The organism is Allobosea sp. GW821-FHT12C12 (assembly GCF_058807355.1).
The window spans coordinates 32,985-54,688 of sequence record NZ_JBXAQP010000012.1 but is presented as its reverse complement, the minus strand read 5'-3'; the positions used below and the strand labels follow the sequence as shown (position 1 = coordinate 54,688).

Here is a 21,704-nt window from a genome sequence, read left to right as displayed (position 1 = left end):
GGATCGAGACCCATGCGCCTCGCCAGAACGCTGCTCGCCGCCGCCGCGCTGATCGCGGCCGGCCTCTCCACCGCCGCCGCGCAGACGATCAAGATCGGCTCGAAGAATTTTACCGAGCAGTTCATCGTCGCCGAGCTTTACGCCGCCGCTCTGGAGAACGCCGGCTTCAAGGTCGAGCGCAAGATCAATCTCGGCGGCACGCTCGTCGCCCATGAAGCGCTGAAGAGCGGCGCGATCGACCTCTATCCGGAATACACCGGCACGGGCCTGAACGCCGTGATGAAGGCGCAAGGCGTGACCGAGACCGACCCCGAGAAGGTCCGCTCCATGGTCAAGGCCTTCTACGAGAAGGAGTTCAACCTGACCTGGCTGAAGCCGTCCGGCATCAACAACGGCTACGCCATCGCGGTCCGGCCCGAGACGGCCAAGGAATTCAACCTCAGGACGCTGTCCGATCTCGGCAAGGTCGCGAACAGGCTCAGGCTCGGCGCCGGCACCGAATTCGTCGATCGTCGCGACGGCGTCAAGGGGCTGGAGGAGGTCTATGGGATCAGGTTCGCCGAGTTCAAGCAGTTCGCCGCGCTGCGCCTGCGCTACGAGGCGCTGAACCAGAAGCAGATCGAGGTCGCCAACGGCTTCTCGACAGACTGGCAGATCGCGGCCGAGCGTTTCGTGGCGCTCGACGACGACAAGTCGCTGTTCCCGCCCTATTTCCTCGCCCCCGTGGTGCGCCGCGAGATCGAGGCCAATCCGAAGATCGTCGAGATTCTCGACAAGGTCGGCGCCGCGCTCGACAATCCGACGATGCAGGAGCTGAACCGGCAGGTCGAGGTCGACAAGAAGGAGCCGCGCACCGTGGCGGCGACGTTCCTGAAGACCAAGGGGCTGGTGAACTGAGCGTGGTGAAGCCTGCCGAGGCGGGGGAACGGCATCCCCCGGTCGTCCTCGGGGGAAAGCCAATCGGCCACGAGTCGATCTCGGCGATCGCCCTCGATCTCGCGCCAGTGCGTCTGCATGGATCGGTCGGCCCTCGCCTGGAGGCGGCGCGCGCGATCGTGCTGCGCGCGCTGGAGCGCGGCGACAGCGTCTATGGGCTGACCACGGGACTGGGCGCGGCGGTCGATACGCGCCTCGACGCCGAGGCGATCCCGGCCTTCCAGGCACGCGCGATCCAGGCGCGGGCTGTGGGCGTCGGCGATACGATGTCCACCGAGGAGGTCCGCGCCGTGATGGCGGCGCGTCTCGTCGCCATCTGCCACGGCATGTCCGGCATTTCGCCCGAGCTTGCCCAGACGATCGCCGCCATGCTGAACGCCGGCGTCCATCCGCTGGTCCGGCGGATCGGTTCGCTCGGCGAGGCCGATCTGAGCCCGCTTGCGCAGGCTTTCCTGCCGCTCGTCGGCATGGGCGAGGCCGAGTTCCGGGGGGCGGTCATGCCGGGCGGCGAGGCGATGGCGGCTGCGGGCATCAAGCTGCCCGTGCTCGGTCCCAAGGACGGACTTGCCCTGCTCAACGCCAATGCGCAGAGCGTCGGGCTGGGCGCGTTGGCGGTCAAGGCCATGCAAAAGGCGCGGCATGCCGGCTTGACGGCTGGCGCGCTCTCCCTCGAAGGCTTTCGCGCCAATCTGTCGCCGCTCGACGACGATCTCGCCGCCTTGCGGGCCATGCCCGGGCACGAGGTCGGGGTCAGGTTCTTGCGCGACCTTCTGTCAGGCAGCGATCTGTTCGAGCCCGGACGCGCGCGCCGGCTGCAGGATCCGATCTCCTTCCGATGCCTTGCCCCCGTCGCCGGACATGCCGTCAATGCCGTCGCGGCCGCGAGCCTCGCCGTCGACAACGAGCTCGCCAGCGCGCCCGATAGCCCGGCCGTGCTGGTCGCGCGCGACACGCTGCTCTCCAGCGTCAACTTCGACACCACCGAGCTCGCGTTGACGTTTGAGGCCGCCGGCCTTGCGCTCTCGCATCTGGCCGCCGCCTCGGCGGCGCGCATCGTCAAGCTGATGTCGCCGGCGATGAGCGACCTGCCGCGCTTCCTGACGCGCCATGGCGAAACGCATGCCGGTTTCGCCACCAGCCAGAAGACAGCCGCCGCGCTGGAGGCGGAGATCCGCCACCTCGCCCTGCCGCTCGGCGCGATGACGCTGCCCGTCGCCGACGGCGTCGAGGATTACGCGCCGATGACGCCGGCCATCGTCGAGAAGACGCACGCCATCGCCAGGCGCCTGATGCGGCTGGCGGCGATCGAACTGGTGGCGGCGGCGGAGGCGGTCGATCTGCGCGGGGCGATCACGCTCGGGCGCGGCACGCAGGCCGCGCATCGCTTCGTGCGCCGTCATGTCGCCCGTCTCGACGACGACCGGCCGATGGGGCGCGAATACGAGGCGCTGGCGCTGGCGATCGAGCGCGGCGAGCTGATCCTGGCCGAGATGGCGACCGGCGACGAGGCCGCGTCATGAGCGCCCCGTCATGACCTGGGCGATCGAGAACTGGGACCGGCTGCTGGTCGCGCTCTGGGAGCATGTCCGGCTGGTCGGCGCGGGCCTCCTGATCTCGCTTCTGATCGGCCTGCCGCTCGGCGTGCTCTCGGCGCGAAGGCCGCGCGTCTATCTCGCCGTCCTGCTGGTCTCGGGCGCGCTCTACACCGTGCCGGCGCTGGCGATCTTCGCGCTCTTGATCCCGGTGCTGGGGCTCGGCTTCGGCCCGGCGGTGGTCGCGCTGGTGATGTATGCGCTGCTGATCATCATCCGCAACGTGGCGACTGGCCTGCGCGAGATCTCGCCCGACATCCTCGACGCCGCCGACGGCATGGGTTTCGGCCGCTGGCGCAGGCTTTTCGCGATCGAACTGCCGCTGGCTTTGCCGGTGATCATCGCCGGCATCCGCATCACCGTGGTGACGCAAGTCTCGGTCGCCACCGTCGCCGCCTTCATCAACGCCGGCGGCCTGGGCGACATCATCTTCCAGGGCATCACCCAGGATTTCGGCGAGAAGGTCGTGGTCGGCGCGGTCGCGACCTCGGCGCTCGCCATCGCCTGCGACGAGAGCCTGCGCCGGGTCGAGCTTTCCTTGCGCGCCGCACAGGCGGAGAGCGCCTGATGTGGCAATGGATCACCGACAACCCCGGCATCTTCGGCTCGGCGCTGAGAAATCACCTGCAGTTGTCGGCTGTGGCGCTCACGGCCGTGATCCTGATCGCGCTGCCGCTCGGGCTCGCGCTGACGCGCCGGCGCGGCCTCGCCAACGCCGCCATCGCCATCGTCAACATCCTGCGCACGGTGCCGTCGCTCGCGCTGCTGGTGATCATGCTGCCGCTGCTCGGGACCGGCTTCCTGCCGTCGGTGGCGGCCCTGACGCTCTACGGCCTGCCGGCGCTGTTGCTGAACACCTATACCGGCCTGGTCGAGGTCGACGCCGACATCGTCGAGGCGGCGCGCGGGCAGGGCCTGTCGGACCGCCAAGTAATGGCGCGGATCGAGATCCCGCTCGCCTTGCCGGTGATCTTCGCCGGCATCCGCACGGCCGCGGTCCAGATCGTCTCGGCGGCGACGCTCGCGGCCTTCATCGGCGGCGGAGGCCTGGGCGAGCTGATCACCGCCGGCATGGCCAATTTCAACTTTCCGCAGCTGATCGCGGGCGCGGTCGCGGTGGCGCTGCTGGCGCTGTTCGTCGAGCTCGCCTTCGCCGGGGTGGAGCGGTTGATGACGCGGCAATCGCGCATGGGGGCGTCATGACGATCCGGTTCGAGGCCGTCACCAAGATCTTCCCAGGCGTCGCGCGGCCGGCCGTCGACGCGCTCGACCTGACGATCGAAAAGGGCAGGATCTGCGTGCTGATCGGCCCGTCGGGCTGCGGCAAGACCACGACGATGCGCATGGTCAACCGGCTGATCGAGCCGACCTCGGGGCGCATCTTCGTCGGCGACAAGGACGTGACGACGGGCGATCCGGTCGAACTGCGCCGGCATATCGGCTACGTCATCCAGCAGATCGGCCTGTTCCCGCACATGACCATCGCGGAGAACGTCGCGACGGTGCCGAAACTGCTCGGCTGGCCGGAGGCGCGGACGCAAGCCCGCGTCGAGGAGATGCTGGCGCTGGTCGGGCTCGATCCGGGCCAGTTCATGGGCCGCCATCCGCGCCATCTCTCGGGCGGCCAGCGCCAGCGCGTCGGCGTCGCGCGCGCGCTCGCGGCCGATCCGCCGGTGATGCTGATGGACGAGCCCTTCGGGGCGGTCGACCCCGTGGTGCGCGGCCGGCTGCAGGACGAGTTCCTGGCGATCCTGCGCCGGCTGGAGAAGACCGTGATCCTCGTGACGCACGACATCGACGAGGCGATCCGCATGGGCGACGTCGTCGCGATCATGCGCGACGGCGGGCTGGTTCAATACGACACGCCGGACCGTCTGCTGGCCGCGCCGGCGAACGATTTCGTCGCCGATTTCGTCGGAGCCGACCGGGCGCTGCGGCGGCTTTCGCTGGTGCGCGCCGGCGATCTCGTCGAGCCCGGCGAAGCGGCCGCCGGGCCGCGTCTCTCGGTCGAAGCGAGCCTGCGCGATGCGCTCGCAGCCATGCTCGCGGCCGGCGCGGACGAGGCGACGCTGGCCGACGCCGACGGCAGGGCGATCGGCAAGGTGACGATGGCCGCGATCCGCGCGCGCGGCGCGGCGGCCTGACGCTCAGGCCGGCGCGGGGTCCCTCTCGCCGCATTGCGCCAGCATGGCGCGGGCGATCTCGGCCTCGCCCATGATCGTCAGCGTCGCGCCGCATTTGGTCAGATGCGCGACAGCCGCGTCCGAATGGGCGCGCGCGATGATCGGCAGGTCGGGATTGTCGCGCCGCGCCTGCTCGCAGACCTGCCCCGCCTCGAAATTCTCCGGAATCGCCACGAAGAGCCGTTTCGCCCGCGCAAGACCCGCCGCCGCCAGCACGGCCGGATCGGCGGCGTTGCCGGCCAGGACCTCGGCTCCGTCGCGCTTCGCGGCGGCGATGGCCTCGGGCTGCTCCTCGATCACGAGCAGAGGCCGGCCCTGCCCGGCAAGGCCCGCGCCGAGCAGCGCGCCGACCCGGCCGTAGCCGACCACGACCATGTGGTCGGACAGGGCGGTGGGGACGATGTCGCGCTCCGGCTCCGGCTCGGCGCCGGCGGCGCTGGCTTTCGGCTTCGGCGGGCTGGCTTCCGTGGCGAAACGGTCGACCAGCGCGAACAGCACCGGATTGAGCAGGATCGAGAGGATCGCGCCGGCGAGGATCAGGTCGCGGCCCTGCTCGGGCAGGAGCTTCAGCGAGACGCCGAGACCGGCGAGGATGAAGGAGAATTCGCCGATCTGCGCGAGGCTGGCGGAGATCGTCAGCGCGACCGCGTCGGATCGGCCGAAGGCGCGCATGATCAGCCAGGCCGCGAGCGACTTGCCGATCAGGATGATCGCCAGCGTCGCGATCAGCGGCAGCGGCGCGCGCAGCAGGATGCCTGGGTCGAACAGCATGCCGACCGAGACGAAGAACAGCACCGCGAAGGCGTCGCGCAGCGGCAGCGATTCCTCCGCCGCGCGCTGGCTCAGCGGCGACTCGCTCAGCAGCATGCCGGCGAAGAAGGCCCCGAGCGCGAAGGAGACGCCGAACAGGCTCGCCGCCATGAAGGCGACGCCGAGCGCGATCGCCAGCACCGCCAGCCGGAACAGTTCGCGCGAGCCGGTATGGGCGACCCAGTGCAGGATCCAGGGGATGACCCGGCGGCCGACGATCAGCATGAAGGCGACGAAAGCGCCGACCTTGGCCAGCGTCAGCCCGAGCACGCCCCAGAGGCCGAGGTCGAAGCGGCCGGCCAGCGGCACGGGCGCGCCGGGGTTCGCCCCGTTCAGCGCGTCGGCGAGCGCCGGGATCATCACCAGCGCCAGCACCATGGCGAGATCCTCGACGATCAGCCAGCCGACCGCGATCCTGCCCTTCTCGGTCTGGACGAGCCGGCGCTCCTGCATCGCGCGCAGCAGCACGACCGTGCTGGCGACCGAAAGCGCCAGCCCGAAGACGAGGCCGGAGATCACGCTCCAGCCGAGCGACAGCGCGAGCCCCAGCCCGAGCAGCGTCGCCGCCGCGATCTGGACGAGCGCGCCCGGCACCGCGATGGCGCGCACCGAGAGCAGATCCTTCAGCGAGAAATGCAGGCCGACGCCGAACATCAGCAGGATGACGCCGATCTCGGCGAGTTGGTTCGCCAGCCCCTGATCGGCGACGAAGCCAGGCGTGAACGGGCCGACCGCGACGCCGGCGAGGAGATAGCCGACGAGCGGCGAGATCCTGAACTTCTGGGCGAGCGCCCCGAAGACGAAGGCAAGGCACAGGCCCGCGACGAGAATGGCGATGAGCGGGCCGTGATACATCGAATCTCCGGGTCGGATGAAGGATAACGCGATTTTCGAACTTGCGGTCTGGAGTCCGCGTTTTCAACCTTAGCGCGCCACTCGTGACGCCTTCGCAAAAATCATCGAGAGTGTTCGAATCAGGCCCGCCCGCTTGGGAAAGGCATCGACATGACACCGACGCTCCGGGCGCTCTGCGCCGCAGCCGCGATCCCGCTCGCGACGACGGCAGCACGCGCCGCCGAGCCCGCCTGCGAGCCGATCGTCAAGGCGAGCCTCGCCGGCCCGCAGCAGATCTCGCGTCAGCGCGTCTCGATGGCCGGCGTCGTGCTCGAAAGCGTGATGCTGAAGGATGCGATGTTCATGCGCGAGAGCCCGACCGCGCCCTGGCGTCGCATGCCGATGGACGGCGCGAAACGCCGCGCCGTGGCAGAACAGGCGCTCGTGATGCTGCCCTTCAGCCAGTGCGCGGGGCCGAGCTTCGAGACGCGCGGCGGGGTCGCGCTGGCGGTCTATTCCTACAAGCAAAGCAATCCGATGACGCCGGGCAAGCTCGATTCCAGCCGCATCTGGATCGGCCGCGAGGACGGCCTGCCGCGCCGGCTCGAATCCGACAGCGGCGTCGTCGCCGAGATCGAGTACGGGGATTTCAAGGCGCCGCAGTAGGGGGCGCCGTCGCTCTGACCTTTTCAGACCTTGGGCTTTTCCAGCAGGATCCGGCCCTGCTTCTCGACGCCGATCCTGAGCTTCTCGGCGAAGGTGGCGAGCAGCCAGGGCAACATCATCTCGATGCGGACGAAGCTATCCTCGACCGTGAGCTTGCCGCGCACCGTGTAGCCGAGCGCCACGACGCCGAAGCTGAGCTCGTTTCCGGCCCAGCTCTCCTCGACGAGCTGCATCTTGAGCAGGCCGAGCTTGTCGCGGATGCGGTCGATGCCGTCGCGCAGCCGCGACAGCGCCGCCTCGCGACCGAGTTCATGGGAAACGGTGATGCTGACGGGCTTGGCCATCCCTGATCAGTGGTGACGCGACCGCGCGATGTCCAGCGCGGCCGCGCAATTTTTCCGCACGCCAGCGGCGACGGCAGGCGCCCGCCTCAGGACGCGCGCTCGCTCAGCGCTCGCTGGCCATGGGCGGTGACGCGCCAGCGGCCGCCCCGCGGCTCGACGAGACCGCGGTCCTTCAGGCTGACCAGCATGCAATCGTCGAAGATGAAGCGGCTGGTCTCTTCGTCGAGGCTCTCGAGCGCGATCCATTCCGGATCGGACATGACGCCTGGAACGGCGATCTGGAGGTGCTGTGTTTCCATGCGCGTCTCCTTCCACTTCGAATCTCTGCTCGAATCCCCTTATCTCAGAAGACATCGCAGCGAATTTTGGCTTCGGCATGGCCGGCCTGCGTCGCCACTATGCCTTTGCCGGCTCCGCATCGAGCGCCTGGCTTGTGCGGATGGCGCGTCGGCGCGATGCTGGCCAGCGATGCGAGCCCGAAGGAAGCCGCCCTTGGCGACAGCACCGGCCGAACGAGGCGGCCCGCCGATCACGCCGGAGTTGAATCCGCCCGCGCCGCGCGGTCTGTGCACCGATTGCGGCGTCTCGCGCATGGCCGAGCCGAAGAGGTGCGGCACGGCCTGCCAGTTCATCCAGCCGGACTATCCCGCGCTGGAGCTGCGGGTGCATGGCCGAAGGCGCGATCCGCGGCGGCCGGACGAGCGCTTCTTCGGCCCGTTCCGCAGCATGCGCCGCGCCGCGCTGAAGGCTCCGCGCGAGGGCGCGCAATGGACCGGCATCACGACGCGGCTGGCCGAGCGCCTGCTGGAGGCGGGGCTGATCGACGCGGTGCTGACCATGGCGCCCGACCCTCATGATCGCTGGAAGCCCGTGCCGGTGATCGTGACGCGGGCGCAGGACATGGCGCGGTGCCGCGGCATGCGGATGGGCTATGCGCCGCTGCTCGCCCTTCTGGAGCCGGCGCGCGCGGCTGGCCACGAGCGGATCGCGCTCATCGGCATACCGTGCCAGGTCTATGCGTTGCGGGCGCTGGAGCGCGAGCTAGGCTTCGAGCGCATCTATGTCATCGGGACGCCATGCTCGGACAACACCACGACCGAGCGCTTCCACGAATTCCTGGCGCTGCTCAGCGATGCCCCGGAAACGATCACCTATCTCGAATTCCGCGCCGACTATCATGTCGAGCTGCGCTTCGACGATGGGCGGGTCAGGGCTATTCCGTTCCTGCGGCTGCCGCTGTCGAAGCTGCCGGGCGACTTCTTCCCACTGACCTGCCGGACCTGCGTCGACTACAGCAACACGCTGGCCGACATCACGGTCGGCTACATGGCCGGCGAAGGCCGGCAATGGCTGATCGTACGCAATGCGCGCGGGCAGGAGCTGCTCGACCTTCTGGGCGACGAGGTCGTTCTCTCGGAGCTCGGCGGCGCCGGCAAGCGCCATGGCTCGGTCAAGGGCTTCGCGGCCAATGTGGCGCGCGCCGCCGGCGGCCTGCCGCTCCGGGCGATGCCGGACTGGCTCCGGCCGCTGATGGGCTGGCTGATGCCGAGGATAGGCCCGCGCGGCCTCGAATTCGCCCGCGCCCGCATCGAGATGAAGGCGGTCGAGACGGTGCTGCATCTGCGCCGGGCCGAGCCGAGGCGGCTGCGCGCCATGGTTCCGAACCATATCTGGCCGCTGGTCGCACCCTATGGGCTCGCACCGGCGGAAGACGAGGCGCCGCGCCAGACGCCGCGCCAAGCCGCATCCGACTGAGCGGCTCCCGCGGCGTCAGCCAGTTTTTTCCACACCTCGACCGGAACTCTGCCGCCGCCCTGCCGTTCTAAGGGTTCGACAGGGATTTCAGCGATGGAGGTTCGCGATGGCGACCATGAACAAGTTTCCCCCGGACGTCCCGAAGGATTGGGACGAGTCCGGCGACGAGGCCGCGAACGCGACGTCGAGCCTGCGCGCCAAGGCGTCCAACCTCGCCGACAAGGCGACAGAGACCGTCAAGGACGGCTATGAGCGCGCCCGCGAGGCGGTGACCGAGATGGACCCGGTCGAGACCGCGCGCGAGGGCGGCCGGGCCGTGATCGACGCGGTTGAGCGCCACCCGATCGTCGCCTTCGGCCTGGGCGCGCTGAGCATGGGACTCGTCGCCTGGGCCGCCTTGCGCGAGCCGCCGCGGTCGCGCTACGAGCCCGACTACAATCGTCTGCGCAATCTGTTCAGCGGTTATGCGGGCGAAGCGGCCTCGACCGGCGAGAGCGCGCTGAAGAGCGGCGAGAAATGGCTGCGCGGCTATGGCGGCCAGGCGAGGGACTATGCCGAGCAGGCTCGCGACTATGCCGGCGACGGCGGCCGCATGATCGTGCATCGGGCCCAGAAGGAGCCGGTGGCCGCCCTGCTCGGGATCGGCATCGCGGTCTACGTTCTCGGCTCGCTGCTGAGCGGCTCGAGCCAGCCGGAGCCTGCCCCGCGCAAACGCACGGCGAACAGGCGCGCCTGATAGCTTGCCGGGCGGCATCTGGCTTGCCGAACATGAAACGGGCCCGGCGCAGCGCGCCGGGCCCGAATTGTCTTGTCGACCGGCGAGACCGTCAGGTCCCGGCCCGGATCACCACCAGCCGCGACGGCCGTAATAGCCATGGCCGTAATAGGAGCGGTTGTCGGCGGCGATCAGGGCGCCGCCGATCACGCCGGCGGCGACCCCGGCCGCAACCGCGCTGCCGGCCTCGTTCGAGGCGCGCCGGTTCTCCACATAGTTCGCCGAGCGGCACTGCTGATAGGCGCGGGTGCCTGGGCGGAAACCCTGCGCTTCGCAGGTCACCTCGGCGTCGGCCAGCGATTCCTGCGCGGTCTGACAACCGGCGAGCAAGGCGGCCAGGGCGCCGACAATCAAGAGGGTACGCATTCTGATTTTCCTTTCAGCCTCCCAAGATGCGGCCGGACTACAATCCAACTGCTCTTCGAGGTCAAGCACGCTCATGTAGAAGAGGTTAAGCGCGCGGCGCATAAGCTGGGCGGAACCTTGCCGTCGGTTGCCGGTTTCGAGATCAGCCGGCCTTTCGGGCAGGCTTCTCGGCCGCCTTCCCGGACCGGACGATCGTCTCGATTTCGAGCGCGGGCCGGCCCGACTTCTCGGCGATCACCCGGTCCTGCTCGGCGATGGCGCCGCGCGCCGGCTCGTCGCCGTCGAGGCCGCCGAGAAGGGCGTTCGGCACGCGCCTGTTGGAGGTGCGCGAGCCGTCGACATAAAACACGTCGAACATCACGAACTCGGCCTCGAGCGGCTTGGATTTCTTGCGGGCCATGGTCTGTCCTTTCGCGGATGGGCGCCGCCGGTTCCTTTCGGGAAGGACGTGGCGGCTGCGCAAGGCCCGGCCTGATCGAAGTGGCGGGCGAAAGCGGGTCGCGGCGACGCCTAGACCATGGCCGGCCTCGAGGCAATGCGCGTGACGGCGTCCGCATGGCCGGCAGGACGCCGCGGGCTTGTTGAACGCGCGCCAAACCGCTTAGCTCGCGAGGCGCGCGCAGGGTCGCGCAAGGGGGTTCGCGGCAGTGAAAGCGCTGATCGTCGGCGGCGTCGGCTTCGTCGGGCTGAACATCGCCGAGCATATGCTCGGCCGGGGCGACGAGGTCGTGCTGCTGGACCGCGCGCCTTTGCCCGAGGCGGCATCGCGCGCCTTCGCGGCGCTGCCCGGCACGCTCCGCGGCGTCGCCGGCGACGTCACCGACCGCGAGGCCATCGCGAACGCCGTGACGCCCGGGCTCGACGTCGTGGTGATGGGCGCGGCCATCACCGCCGGCTCCGCCCGCGACGCGGCCGATCCCGAAACGATCTTGCGGGTCAACCTGCTGGCGCAGGTGCCGCTGATCGCGGCGGCGCGCGACGCGGGCGTCCGCCGCGTGATCAATCTGAGTTCGGCCGCGGCCTATGGCGCGGCCGGCGAGCGCCACGCGACGCTCGACGAGACGACGCCGGGCGAGCCCGTCGGGCTCTATGCGATCACCAAATGGGCGAGCGAGCGCGTCGCCCGGCGGCTCGGCTCGCTCTGGAGCGTCGATCTCGTCTCGCTGCGGCTGAGCGGCGTCTTCGGCCCCTGGGAGAGGGCGACCGGCGTGCGCGACACGCTGAGCCCGCATTGCCAGATCCTCGCGGCGGCAGTCATGGGCGAGCCGGCATTGCTGCAAAGGCCCGGCCTGCGCGACTGGATCTTCGCGCCCGACGTGGCCGAAGCGGTGCGCGCCGTCGCCGCCGCGCCTGCGCTGGCGCACGACCTCTACAACGTCTCGTCGCGCCGCCGCGCGACCGCGCTCGGCTGGGGCCGGGCCTTGGCGCGGCATTTTCCGGGCTTCGTCTGCCGGCTGGCCGAGCCGGGCGAGGCGGCGACGATCGACCTGCATTCGGCGACCGACCGCGCCCCGCTCGCGACGGGGCGCCTGGCCGAGGATCTCGGCTGGGAGGCTCCGACCGGGGCCGATGACTCCGCCGCCGCGCTCGCCGCCTGGTGGCAGGCGCATGGCCGCGCCCTGGAGACGACGCGATGAGGCTCGCGGGCAAAGTCGCGCTGATCACCGGCGGCGGCTCCGGCATAGGCCGGGCGACGGCGCTGCTGTTTGCGCGTGAAGGCGCGCAGGTCGCCGTCGTCGATCGGGATGGCGAGGGCGCCGCCGCCACGCTGGCAAAGATCGCCGCCGCAGGCGGGCAGGCGCTGACCCGGGCCGGCGATGTCGGCCTGCCCGGTTTCGCCGATGAGGTCGCCGAGACCGTGCTGACGCGGTTCGGCCGCATCGACATCCTGGTCACGGCCGCCGGCTTCTCCTGCGGCGGCACGGTGACGACGACCGCGCCCGATGACTGGGACGCCGTCTTCCGCGCCAATGTCGGCGGCGCCTTCCTGTTCGCGCGCGCCGTCATCCCGGCGATGCAGCGGCAGGGCGGCGGCGCGATCGTCACCTTCGCCTCGCAGCTCGCGCTCGCCGGCGGGCGCGGCAACAGCGCCTATATCGCCGCCAAGGGCGCGATCCTGAGTCTGACCCGGACGATGGCGCTGGACTATGCCGGCGACGGCATCCGGGTCAACGCGGTCGCGCCAGGCGCGATCGACACGCCGATGCTGCGGCGCAGCTTCGCCCGCCATGCCGAACCGGAACCGATCCGCGAGGCCTCGCGCAAACGCCATGCGATGAAACGCTTCGGCACGGCCGCGGAGGTCGCCCATGCGGTGCTCTATCTCGCCAGCGACGAAGCCTCCTTCGTCACCGGCGCGACGCTGCCGGTCGATGGCGGCTGGCTTGCGGCGTGAATTTCCTTCACCTTCCCCGCTCTTGCGGTGGGGAAGGCCGGGTGGGAGGCGGGTCGATCGGGCGAGACAAACTCGAGCACCCGGTCGGACCGCCCCCTACTCCTCACCATCGCAAGAGCGGGGGGAACCGGATGCGTCGCGCTCTGCTATGCGGCGCTCGTCTTGCGGCTACGACCAATTCCGGCATGATCGCCGCATGGGCGCGCAACCATGAAGCATGACGGCCTCTCAGTCCTCGAAAGCCGGATCGCGAGCGACCTCGCCCGCATCGCCCATCCGCGCGCGCCCTGGCTCGCGCCCGTGCCGGGGCCGGACGGCGAGCCGGCCTTCGACGTGATCGTGGTCGGCGGCGGCCAGTCCGGCCTCGCCACCGCCTTCGGTCTGCTGCGCTCGCAGGTTCGCAACATCCTCGTCCTCGACAAGGCGTCGGCCGGGCAGGAAGGCCCGTGGCGCTCCTATGCGCGCATGCGCACTTTGCGCAGCCCGAAGGACTTCACCGGCCCTGATCTCGACGTTCCGAGCCTGACCTACCAGTCCTGGCACGAGGCGAAGTTCGGCGTCGAAGGCTGGCAGGCGCTCGGCCTGATCGACCGCGAGCACTGGGCCGACTATCTCGCCTGGTTCCGACACGTCGTCGGCATCCCGGTCCGCAACGGCCGCGAGGTCGTCGACATCGCGCCGTCAGCCGGGCTGATCGCGGTCACGGTCAGGACGCCCGAGGGCGCGCGGACGCTGCATGCCCGCAAGATCGTGCTCGCCACCGGCCAGGAGGGCATGGGCGACTGGACGCTGCCGGAGGCGATCGCGGCTTTGCCTCGGCATCGGCGCGCGCATTCGGCCCAGGCCATCGATTTCGCCGCGCTCGCCGGCAAGCGCGTCGCCGTGATCGGCGCTGGAGCCTCGGCCTTCGACAATGCCGCGACCGCGCTGGAGGCCGGCGCGGCCGAGGTCCGGCTGCTCTGCCGTCGCCCGCGGCCGCAGGTGATCCAGCCCTATCGCTGGCTGACTTTTCGCGGCTTCCTGCGCCATTTCAGCGATCTCGACGACGCCTGGCGCTGGCGCTTCATGAGCGCGATCCTGCAGATGCGCGAGGGCTTTCCGCAGGCGACCTATGACCGCTGCGCCAGCCACACGGCGTTTTGCCTGCATCTGGGCGCGGCCGTGCTCGCGGCGAAGGACACAGGCAGCGGCGTCGAGCTCGTGACGCGGGCCGGGCCGGTCACGGTCGACTTCGTGATCGGCGCGACCGGCATCGACATCGACCCGGCGATGCGGCCCGAGCTCGCGCGCGCCGCGACCAACATCGCCTCCTGGGCCGACCGCTACCAGCCGCCGCCGGAGGAGCGCGACGAGCGGCTCGGCCGTTTTCCCTATCTCGCCGACGATTATGCGCTGACCGAGAAGACGCCGGGCCTGACGCCCTGGCTCGCCGACATCCACCTCTTCACCATCGCCTCGACGCTGAGCTTCGGCGCGTCCGGCTCCTCGATCAACGCGATGACGACCGCCGTGCCCAAGCTCGTCTCCGGCGTCACGCGCGGTCTGTTCCGCGCCGATGTCGGGAAGCACTGGGCCGCCTTCAGGGCCTATGACGAACCGCAGGCCGTGCTCCGTCCGCCGGCTTGAGGGCGGACCTGCTGGCGCGACGCTTGCATCCGGTTCCGTCCGGAACCAAGCTGCCGGTCAGGCTGCAATAGAGAGGGAACGACCATGACGACCGCAAGAACAGGCCTTCTCGCCGTCGCGTTGCTGGCCGCCACGGCGCTGCCGGCGCTGGCCCAGACCCGCGCCGAGACGCTGCGCCATGTCACGGGCGCGGCGATCAACACGCTCGATCCCAACATCCCCGGCTCGACCCGCGAGGCGTTCGGCCTGTCGCTCCTGACCTATGACCGGCTGCTCTCCTTCGGCAAGAAGCAGCTCGACGGCAAATGGGTCTTCGACCTCGACAACCTCAAGCCGGAGCTGGCCGAGAGCTACACCGTCAGCCCCGACGGCTTGAAGATCACCTTCAAGCTGCGCCAGGACGCGAAGTTCCACGACGGGACGCCGGTCACCGCCGAGGACGTGAAATGGTCGCTCGACCGAGCGGTGACCGCCAACGTGCTCGGCAAGGGCCAGCTGCTCACCGGCTCGCTGACCAGCCCCGACCAGTTCAAGGTCGTCGACGCCCATACCTTCGAGGTGACGCTGCCCAAGCCCGACAAGCTCGCGCTCGCCAACCTCGCCGTGGTCTATCCGGTGATCTTCAACTCCAAGCTCGCCAAGTCGAAGGCGACGGCCGACGACCCCTGGGCGCTGACCTGGCTGAAGGAGAACACGGCCGGCTCCGGCGCCTACATCATCGAGAGCTACAAGCCGGGCGAGACCACGATTCTACGCCGCAACCCGGACTGGAACCGCGGCTCGGCCGAAAAACCCGCCGCCTTCAAGCGCATCATCACCCAGACGATCCCCGAGGCCGCGACGCGGGCCAACCTGGTCGAGAAGGGCGACGCCGACATCGTCATCGACCTGCAGGCGACCGACGCCGCCGACCTCGAGAAGAAGGGCAAGCTCAAGGTCGTCTCGACGCCGCAGTACAACGCCATCACCTTCGTCTCGTTCAACAACCAGACCCCGCCCTTCGACAAGATCGAGGTGCGCAAGGCGATCGCCGCGGCCCTGCCCTATGACGACATGTTCAAGGCGGCGCTGTTCGGGCGCGGCAAGCCGCTCTACGGCGCGGCCTGGGCGGACGGCAAGGCGCCGAGCGGCGAGACCTTCCCGATCGCGCAGCCGCTGAAGACCGATCTGGAGGCGGCCAGGAAGCTGCTCGCGGCGGTCGGCATGCCGGACGGCTTCTCGACCACCTTCTCGTTCAACGTCGGCCAGGCCGGCACGGCCGAGCCGATGGCGGCGCTGCTGAAGGAATCGCTCGCCAAGGTCGGCATCAAGGTCGAGATCCAGAAGCTGCCGGACGCGCAGATGTCGACGCTGATCAACGAGAAGAAGGTGCCGTTCTTCACCGAGGGCATCGTCGCCTGGCTGCCCTCGATGGACTACTTCTACCGCAACTTCTACATCGGCCCGATCCGCTGGAATTATTCCTCGCTGAACGATCCGCAGGTCACCGAATGGGCGCAGGCCGCCCGCTTCGAGCCGGACGCGGCGAAGTATGCGGCGCTCGGCAAGGACCTCAACACCCGGCATTTCGAGCTGATGCCGCAGATCCCGCTATGGCAGCCCTCTCAGGACGCGGTGATGCAGCCCTCGATCGAGGGCTATGTCTACCAGTTCCACCGCCAGATCGATTTCCGCGACCTGAGCCGGAAGTGAGACCGTCATTGCGAGCGCAACGAAGCAATCCAGGAGGGTATGGCGCGCCGGCCCTGGATTGCTTCGTCGCCGCGCTCCTCGCAATGACGGCGACGGCCGCCGGGCGCGCCTGACCCATGTCCCAGCTCGCCACCACCGCCAGACGCGCCGGGCGACGGTTCCTGTCGTCGCTGCCGGCGCTGTTCGGCGTGCTGGTCTTCACCTTCCTGCTGATGCGGGTGCTGCCGGGCGATCCGGCCGTGTTCTTCGCCTCGGGGCCCACCGCCGGCAAGGAGGAGATCGAGCTGATCCGCAAGTCGATGGGGCTCGACCGGCCGGTTCCCGAGCAGCTCGTGCGCTATCTCGGCGATGTCGGCGCCGGCAATCTCGGCCGTTCGCTGACCACCGGCCAGCCGGTCCTGAGCGATTTGCGCAACCGTCTTCCCGCCTCGCTGGAGCTGACGTTTTCCGCCCTCCTGATCGCGCTCCTCACCGCGATTCCGCTGGGTGTCGCGGCGGCGCTCAGGCAGGGCTCGGCCATCGATCATCTCGTGCGCTTCGTCTGCGCGCTTGGCGTCTGCGTGCCGACCTTCGTCTCGGGGCTCCTGCTGATCTACGCCTTCTACTACCTGCTGGGCTGGGCTCCCGATCCGACCGGCCGCGTCGACATCTTCACCTCGCCGCCGCCGCCGGCGACTGGCTTCCTGCTGATCGATTTCGCCTTGTCCGGCGACTGGGAGGGCTGGCGCGCCGCCGCCAGACAGCTCGTGCTGCCGGCCTTCACCATGGCGCTCTTCGTGGTCGCCCCGCTCGCCCGCATCACGCGCGCCGCGATGCTGGCCTCGCTCGGCAGCGACTTCGTCCGCACAGCGAAATCGCTCGGCCTGCCGCGCCGCAAGATCATCGTCACCTACGCCTTGAGGAACGCCATTCTGCCGGTGCTGACCATCGCCGGCATCGTCTTCTCGACCATGCTCGGCGCGAACGTGCTGGTGGAGAAGGTGTTCTCCTGGCCTGGCGTGGCGTCCTACGCGCTCGATGCCTTGCTCTCGTCCGACTACGCGCCGGTGCAGGGCTTCGTGCTGCTGATGGCCTCGATCTTCGTGATCGTGAACCTGACGGTGGACGTGCTCTACGGCATCGCCGATCCGAGGGTGTCGGTCGAATGACCTCCGCCACGCTCCGCCACGCCACCTGGATCCTGCGCGGCAACCCCGTCACCGCCATCGCGGCGGCCGGCGCGCTGATCCTGTGCATCCTCGCGATCATCGGTCCCGCGATCGTGCCCTACGACCCGATCGCGTCGGATGTGTCCAACGCGCTGCAGCCGCCGGGCGCGAAATACTGGGCCGGCACCGATCAGCTCGGCCGCGACGTCTTCAGCCGGCTTATCGTCGCAGCCCGGCTCGACCTCGCCATCGCGGCGTCGGCCGTGACGCTCTCCTTCGCGTCAGGGGCGGTGATCGGCTCGCTTTGCGGCTATATCGGCGGCCGGCTCGACCGCTATGTCGGGCGCTTCGTCGACGTGCTGATGGCGTTCCCGCTCTTCGTGCTCGCCATGGCGATGGTCGCCGCGCTCGGCAACCGGGTCGAGAACATCGTCATCGCGACCGCGATCATCAACCTGCCCTTCTACATCCGCTTCGCCCGGGCCGAGGTGAACGTGCGCCGCAACGCCGGCTGGGTCGAGGCCGCGCGCGCCTGCGGCGATTCGCATCTTTCCGTCGTGCTGCGCTTCCTGCTGCCGAACGTGCTGCCGGCGATGGCGGTGCAGGTCTCGCTCAATCTCGGCTGGGCGATCCTGAACGCGGCGGGCCTCTCCTTCATCGGGCTCGGCGTCTCCGCGCCGACGCCGGAATGGGGCATCATGGTCGCGGAGGGCGCGCGCTTCATCTCGACCGGGAAATGGTGGCTCGTCGCCTTTCCGGGGCTCGCGCTGATGCTGACCGTGCTCTGCTTCAACCTGCTCGGCGACGGCCTGCGCGACATCCTCGATCCGCGCATGCGCACATGAACGCCTTCGCCAGCCCGACGGAGACTCGGCTCCTCTCGATCGAGGATCTGCACGTCTCGTTCTCGACGCGGGGCGGGATCGTCGAGGCCGTGCGCGGCGTCTCCTTGCATGTCGTCGCGGGCGAGACGCTCGGCGTGGTCGGCGAGAGCGGCTCGGGCAAGTCGGTCACGGCCTTCGCGGTGACGCGCCTGCTCGACGCCTCGGGCAGGATCGCGTCGGGGCGCATCCGCTTCAGGGGGCAGGACATCACAAGGGCGTCCTCGAAACAGTTGCGCTCGCTGCACGGCGCGGCGGTCTCGATGATCTTCCAGAACCCGCGCGGTGCGCTGAACCCGATCCGCACGGTCGCGCTCCAGATCGCCGATGCGATCGGCGCGCACGAGCGCCTCTCGGCCTCGGAAGGCCGCGAGCGCGCGCTCGACCTGCTCAGGGCCGTGCTGATCCGCGATCCCGAAAAGCGGCTCGACGCCTATCCGCACGAGCTCTCCGGCGGCATGTGCCAGCGCATCATGATCGCGATGGCGATCGCCAGCCGCCCGGCGCTGCTGATCGCCGACGAGCCGACCACCGGCCTCGACGTCACCACGCAGAAGACGGTGATGGACCTGCTGGCGAAGATCACCGCGGATCGCGGCATGGCGATGATCCTGATCACCCATGATCTCGGCCTCGCCGCGCGCTATTGCGACCGCGTCGCGGTGATGCAGCACGGCAAGGTCGTCGAGGAGGCGCAGCCGCGCGGCCTGTTCCGCGCGCCGCGCCACGACTACACCAAACGCCTCGTCGCCGCCTCGCCCACCGCGACCTCGACGATCGCGGATCTGGCTCCCCTCGGCGAGGGGAACGTCGCATCCACCCTCGGCCCTCATCCTGAGGAGGCCGCGCCAGCGGCCGTCTCGAAGGATGAGGGCGGCGGGAAACGCTCGGACAGGCAGCCCCCCGGCACGCCGCTCCTGCTCGAGGTCCAGAACCTCGTGAAGCGCTACGATGGCGGGGTCGTCGCGGTGAACGACGTGTCCTTCGCGATCAGCCCGGGCGAGAGCCTCGGCCTCGTCGGCGAGTCCGGCTCGGGCAAGAGCACGATCTCGCGGCTGGTCTGCCGGCTGATCGACGCCAGCGAGGGCGAGATCCTGTTCGACGGACACGCGATCGGATCGCAGCCGGCGCGCGACTTCCACAAGTCGCCCGTCCGCAAGGATATCCAGATCGTCTTCCAGGATCCGACCGACAGCCTCAACCCGCGCTTCACCGCCTTCGACTGCATCGCCCATCCCCTGCGCCGGCTGCTCGCGATGAAGGACGGTCGGGCGCTGACCGCCCGCGTATGCGAATGCGCGGGGCGCGCTGGACTGCCGGCGGACCTGCTCGAACGCTTCCCGCACCAGCTCTCGGGCGGACAGAAGGCGCGCGTCGGCATCGCGCGGGCGATCGCCTGCCGGCCGCGCCTGCTGGTGCTGGACGAGCCGACGGCGGCGCTCGACGTCTCGGTGCAGGCGGTGATCCTGCAGTTGCTCGACTCGCTTCGCCGGGAGGACGGCATGGCGCTGCTCTTCGTCAGCCACGATCTCAACGTGGTCCGGATGATGTGCGACCGCACCGTCGTGCTGCGGAACGGGGTCGTCGTCGAGCAGGGCGAGAGCCTGTCGCTGTTCCACGCGCCGCGGGCCGCCTACACGAAGCAATTGCTCGACGCGGTGCTGCATCTCGACGGTCCCGGCCAGCGCGACGCGGCGCTGGCCGGGCCCGATCTCGCGGCAAGGCCTTGATCTCGCAACATTGCGCGCGATCATGCGTTGAGGACGCGGCCGCCCGGTGGGCCGCCTCCCGGTCGTGAGGAGTGTCGGATGCGTGTCCTGTTCGCCCTGCCGCTGCTGGCGCTCGCCGCCTGCGCGATTCCGTCCTCGCGCTCCAACATCGTCGTCGTCACCGACAACAAGGCGGTGGTCGAGCCGTGCAAGAAGGTCGGCGACGTGGATGGCGGCTCGGGGCTCGGCGGCGTTCTGCTGCTCGACCAGGCGCGCGACTCGGCCCTGGCCCGGCTGAAGATCAGGACGGCCGAACTCGGCGGCACGCATGTCCTCAGCCCCGTCGCCGACCTGAAATGGAACGGCAAGAGCACGGCGGGCGTAGCCTATACCTGTCCGAGCTGAGCGCCCGAGGGGCGTTCCCCCTCGATCAGCGGCTTCACCCGCCCGAGTTCGGCCCGGCAACGACGCCAATGCTGCGTGACGATCCGCGCTGGCTCTTCCTCGCCTCGTCTCGGCCGCGACAATGCCGGCTCGCGGGCGTGAGGGCGAGGCGGAACCTGCAAGCCGGGGTTGCGCAAGGGTTTCGCCCGGGGCTGGAACATCCGTCTGGCCGCTGCCGTTGACTCCGCAAGGCGTTGCGCCATGCGGCGCGACCGATCGACAGGAGGTCACTATGCAGGCCAAGGAATATGTCGCCTTCGCGCTGATCGCGGTCATGATGCTGTCGCCCCTGGCGGCCGCCGTCTTCACCGCCGACAGCCCCGCGCTGCAGAGCAAGGCGCGCACCGATCTGATCCAGTCCGACCCGGCCAAGCCGCCGGCTGGCGCGCCGACGACGCCGGGCGGTCCGACCCGCTGAGCATTCGCACAGCGCGACCGAAGACGAAAACGGCCCCGGCGCGCGCCGGGGCCGTTCGATTCGATCGGCGCCGGTGGCTGGCTTCAGGCCGCCTTCTGGCGCGGCTGGATCAGCTTGCGGTTGATCAGGACTTCCGCGATCTGGACCGCGTTCAGCGCCGCGCCCTTGCGCAGATTGTCGGAGACGCACCAGAAGGCGAGGCCGTTCTCGACCGTGTTGTCCTCGCGGATGCGCGAGACATAGGTCGCGTCCTCGCCGGCCGCCTCGTGGGGCGTGATGTAGCCGCCGGGCTCGTGCTTGTCGATCACGAGCACGCCCGGCGCGGTGCGCAGCACCTCGCGCGCCTCCTCGACCGTGATCGGCTTCTCGCACTCGATGTTGACGCTCTCGGAATGGCCGATGAAGACCGGCACGCGCACGCAGGTCGCGGTCAGCTTGATGGCCCTGTCGAGGATCTTCTTGGTCTCTGCCATCATCTTCCACTCTTCCTTGGTGAAGCCGTCCTCCATGAAGACGTCGATCTGCGGAATGAGGTTGAAGGAGATGCGCTTGGGGAACTTCTTGGTGGTGACCTCGCCGGCCGAGAACACGGCGCGGGTCTGGTTGAAGAGCTCGTCCATGCCCTCCTTGCCGGCCCCTGACACCGACTGGTAGGTCGAGACGACGACGCGCTTGATGCCGAAGCGGTCATGCAGCGGCTTCAGCGCCACGACGAGCTGGGCGGTCGAGCAGTTCGGATTGGCGATGATGTTCATCTTGGTGAAGCCGGCGGCGGCGGCCGCGTTCACCTCGGGCACGATCAGCGGCACGTCGGGGTGCATGCGCCAGGCCGAGGAGTTGTCGATCACGACGCAGCCCTTGGCGCCGATCTTCGGCGACCACTCCTTCGAGACCTCGCCTCCGGCCGACATCAGGCAGATGTCGGTGTCGGAGAAGTCGTAATGCTCCAGCGCCCTGCACTTCAGCGTCCTGTCGCCGAAGGAGACTTCCGTGCCGATCGAGCGCGAGGAGGCCAGCGCCACGACTTCCGATACCGGAAAGGCGCGCTCGGCGAGGATGTCGAACATCTCACGGCCCACATTGCCCGTTGCGCCGACGACAGCGACCTTGAAGCTCATTCTCGTGATCCT

General features: G+C 69.5%; 23 protein-coding genes. 17 read left to right on the top strand and 6 right to left on the bottom strand.

Annotation, left to right across the window (positions count from 1 at the left end):
• Positions 1-12: 12 nt before the first annotated feature.
• Genes AC1RRW_RS16925 through AC1RRW_RS16905 form a run of 5 tightly spaced genes read left to right on the top strand, consistent with a single transcriptional unit; the run spans position 13 to position 4,672 of the window.
• On the top strand, positions 13-897 hold the full coding sequence (locus tag AC1RRW_RS16925) for a glycine betaine ABC transporter substrate-binding protein (protein ID WP_492902105.1): 885 nt from the start codon (positions 13-15) through the stop codon (positions 895-897).
• A gap of 2 nt (positions 898-899) precedes the next feature.
• On the top strand, positions 900-2,456 hold the full coding sequence (locus AC1RRW_RS16920) for an HAL/PAL/TAL family ammonia-lyase (protein WP_492902103.1): 1,557 nt from the start codon (positions 900-902) through the stop codon (positions 2,454-2,456).
• 10 nt (positions 2,457-2,466) lie between these two features.
• A complete protein-coding gene (locus AC1RRW_RS16915; RefSeq protein ID WP_492902101.1) occupies positions 2,467-3,096 on the top strand; it encodes an ABC transporter permease in 630 nt (209 codons plus the stop codon).
• Positions 3,096-3,731: an ABC transporter permease gene (locus tag AC1RRW_RS16910; RefSeq protein ID WP_492902099.1), complete on the top strand. Its 636-nt coding sequence runs from the start codon at positions 3,096-3,098 to the stop codon at positions 3,729-3,731. Before AC1RRW_RS16915 ends, AC1RRW_RS16910 begins: the two co-directional genes overlap by 1 nt.
• Positions 3,728-4,672: an ABC transporter ATP-binding protein gene (locus AC1RRW_RS16905; protein ID WP_492902098.1), complete on the top strand. Its 945-nt coding sequence runs from the start codon at positions 3,728-3,730 to the stop codon at positions 4,670-4,672. Before AC1RRW_RS16910 ends, AC1RRW_RS16905 begins: the two co-directional genes overlap by 4 nt.
• A gap of 3 nt (positions 4,673-4,675) precedes the next feature.
• Here AC1RRW_RS16905 and ybaL read toward each other — a convergent pair whose 3' ends face one another.
• Positions 4,676-6,376, bottom strand: coding sequence for a YbaL family putative K(+) efflux transporter (gene ybaL, locus AC1RRW_RS16900; protein WP_492902096.1), 1,701 nt, complete (start codon positions 6,374-6,376; stop codon positions 4,676-4,678).
• Between the two features lie 150 nt (positions 6,377-6,526).
• On the opposite strand from ybaL, the gene AC1RRW_RS16895 reads away from it, so the two are divergent.
• On the top strand, positions 6,527-7,021 hold the full coding sequence (locus AC1RRW_RS16895) for a hypothetical protein (protein WP_492902094.1): 495 nt from the start codon (positions 6,527-6,529) through the stop codon (positions 7,019-7,021).
• Positions 7,022-7,044: 23 nt separating this feature from the next.
• Here the strand turns inward: AC1RRW_RS16895 and AC1RRW_RS16890 are convergent, their stop codons facing one another.
• Both AC1RRW_RS16890 and AC1RRW_RS16885 read right to left on the bottom strand, forming a co-directional pair.
• On the bottom strand, positions 7,045-7,365 hold the full coding sequence (locus tag AC1RRW_RS16890) for a polyhydroxyalkanoic acid system family protein (protein WP_492902092.1): 321 nt from the start codon (positions 7,363-7,365) through the stop codon (positions 7,045-7,047).
• Between the two features lie 86 nt (positions 7,366-7,451).
• Entirely contained in the window at positions 7,452-7,664 is a 213-nt protein-coding gene (locus tag AC1RRW_RS16885; protein ID WP_492902090.1) for a hypothetical protein, read from the bottom strand.
• Positions 7,665-7,857: 193 nt separating this feature from the next.
• Between AC1RRW_RS16885 and AC1RRW_RS16880 the strand changes: the two genes are divergently transcribed.
• The gene (locus AC1RRW_RS16880) at positions 7,858-9,120 is read left to right on the top strand and encodes a Coenzyme F420 hydrogenase/dehydrogenase, beta subunit C-terminal domain (protein ID WP_492902088.1); all 1,263 of its coding nucleotides are present in this window, start codon (positions 7,858-7,860) and stop codon (positions 9,118-9,120) included.
• 115 nt (positions 9,121-9,235) lie between these two features.
• On the top strand, positions 9,236-9,856 hold the full coding sequence (locus AC1RRW_RS16875) for a hypothetical protein (RefSeq protein ID WP_492902086.1): 621 nt from the start codon (positions 9,236-9,238) through the stop codon (positions 9,854-9,856).
• Positions 9,857-9,964: 108 nt separating this feature from the next.
• Here the strand turns inward: AC1RRW_RS16875 and AC1RRW_RS16870 are convergent, their stop codons facing one another.
• Positions 9,965-10,363 carry a hypothetical protein gene (locus AC1RRW_RS16870; RefSeq protein ID WP_492902084.1) on the bottom strand — a complete coding sequence of 133 codons (399 nt, stop codon included), beginning with the start codon at positions 10,361-10,363 and terminating at the stop codon, positions 9,965-9,967.
• Between the two features lie 40 nt (positions 10,364-10,403).
• A complete protein-coding gene (locus AC1RRW_RS16865) occupies positions 10,404-10,661 on the bottom strand; it encodes a hypothetical protein (RefSeq protein WP_492902083.1) in 258 nt (85 codons plus the stop codon).
• 247 nt (positions 10,662-10,908) lie between these two features.
• Here AC1RRW_RS16865 and AC1RRW_RS16860 point away from each other — a divergent pair, with 247 nt between their 5' ends.
• The 9 genes from AC1RRW_RS16860 (at position 10,909) to AC1RRW_RS16820 (ending at position 20,574) form a co-directional block, all read left to right on the top strand.
• Positions 10,909-11,898, top strand: coding sequence for an NAD-dependent epimerase/dehydratase family protein (locus AC1RRW_RS16860; protein WP_492902082.1), 990 nt, complete (start codon positions 10,909-10,911; stop codon positions 11,896-11,898).
• The gene (locus AC1RRW_RS16855) at positions 11,895-12,656 is read left to right on the top strand and encodes an SDR family oxidoreductase (protein WP_492902081.1); all 762 of its coding nucleotides are present in this window, start codon (positions 11,895-11,897) and stop codon (positions 12,654-12,656) included. The genes AC1RRW_RS16860 and AC1RRW_RS16855 overlap by 4 nt, the downstream gene beginning before the upstream one ends.
• 210 nt (positions 12,657-12,866) lie before the next feature.
• Entirely contained in the window at positions 12,867-14,282 is a 1,416-nt protein-coding gene (locus tag AC1RRW_RS16850) for an NAD(P)-binding domain-containing protein (protein ID WP_492902079.1), read from the top strand.
• Between the two features lie 84 nt (positions 14,283-14,366).
• Positions 14,367-15,974: an ABC transporter substrate-binding protein gene (locus AC1RRW_RS16845; RefSeq protein WP_492902078.1), complete on the top strand. Its 1,608-nt coding sequence runs from the start codon at positions 14,367-14,369 to the stop codon at positions 15,972-15,974.
• Positions 15,975-16,090: 116 nt separating this feature from the next.
• Positions 16,091-17,122 carry an ABC transporter permease gene (locus AC1RRW_RS16840; protein ID WP_492902076.1) on the top strand — a complete coding sequence of 344 codons (1,032 nt, stop codon included), beginning with the start codon at positions 16,091-16,093 and terminating at the stop codon, positions 17,120-17,122.
• Positions 17,119-17,967 (top strand): ABC transporter permease, encoded by an 849-nt coding sequence (locus AC1RRW_RS16835; RefSeq protein ID WP_492902075.1) that lies wholly within the window; start codon positions 17,119-17,121, stop codon positions 17,965-17,967. Before AC1RRW_RS16840 ends, AC1RRW_RS16835 begins: the two co-directional genes overlap by 4 nt.
• Positions 17,964-19,733 carry a nickel ABC transporter ATP-binding protein NikE gene (gene nikE, locus AC1RRW_RS16830; RefSeq protein WP_492902073.1) on the top strand — a complete coding sequence of 590 codons (1,770 nt, stop codon included), beginning with the start codon at positions 17,964-17,966 and terminating at the stop codon, positions 19,731-19,733. The genes AC1RRW_RS16835 and nikE overlap by 4 nt, the downstream gene beginning before the upstream one ends.
• Positions 19,734-19,811: 78 nt before the next feature.
• Positions 19,812-20,117, top strand: coding sequence for a hypothetical protein (locus tag AC1RRW_RS16825; RefSeq protein ID WP_492902071.1), 306 nt, complete (start codon positions 19,812-19,814; stop codon positions 20,115-20,117).
• A gap of 271 nt (positions 20,118-20,388) precedes the next feature.
• Complete coding sequence (locus tag AC1RRW_RS16820; RefSeq protein ID WP_492902070.1) at positions 20,389-20,574, top strand: hypothetical protein; 186 nt, start codon at positions 20,389-20,391, stop codon at positions 20,572-20,574.
• Positions 20,575-20,657: 83 nt separating this feature from the next.
• Here the strand turns inward: AC1RRW_RS16820 and AC1RRW_RS16815 are convergent, their stop codons facing one another.
• Positions 20,658-21,692 (bottom strand): aspartate-semialdehyde dehydrogenase, encoded by a 1,035-nt coding sequence (locus tag AC1RRW_RS16815; protein WP_492902068.1) that lies wholly within the window; start codon positions 21,690-21,692, stop codon positions 20,658-20,660.
• Between the last annotated feature and the right edge of the window lie 12 nt (positions 21,693-21,704).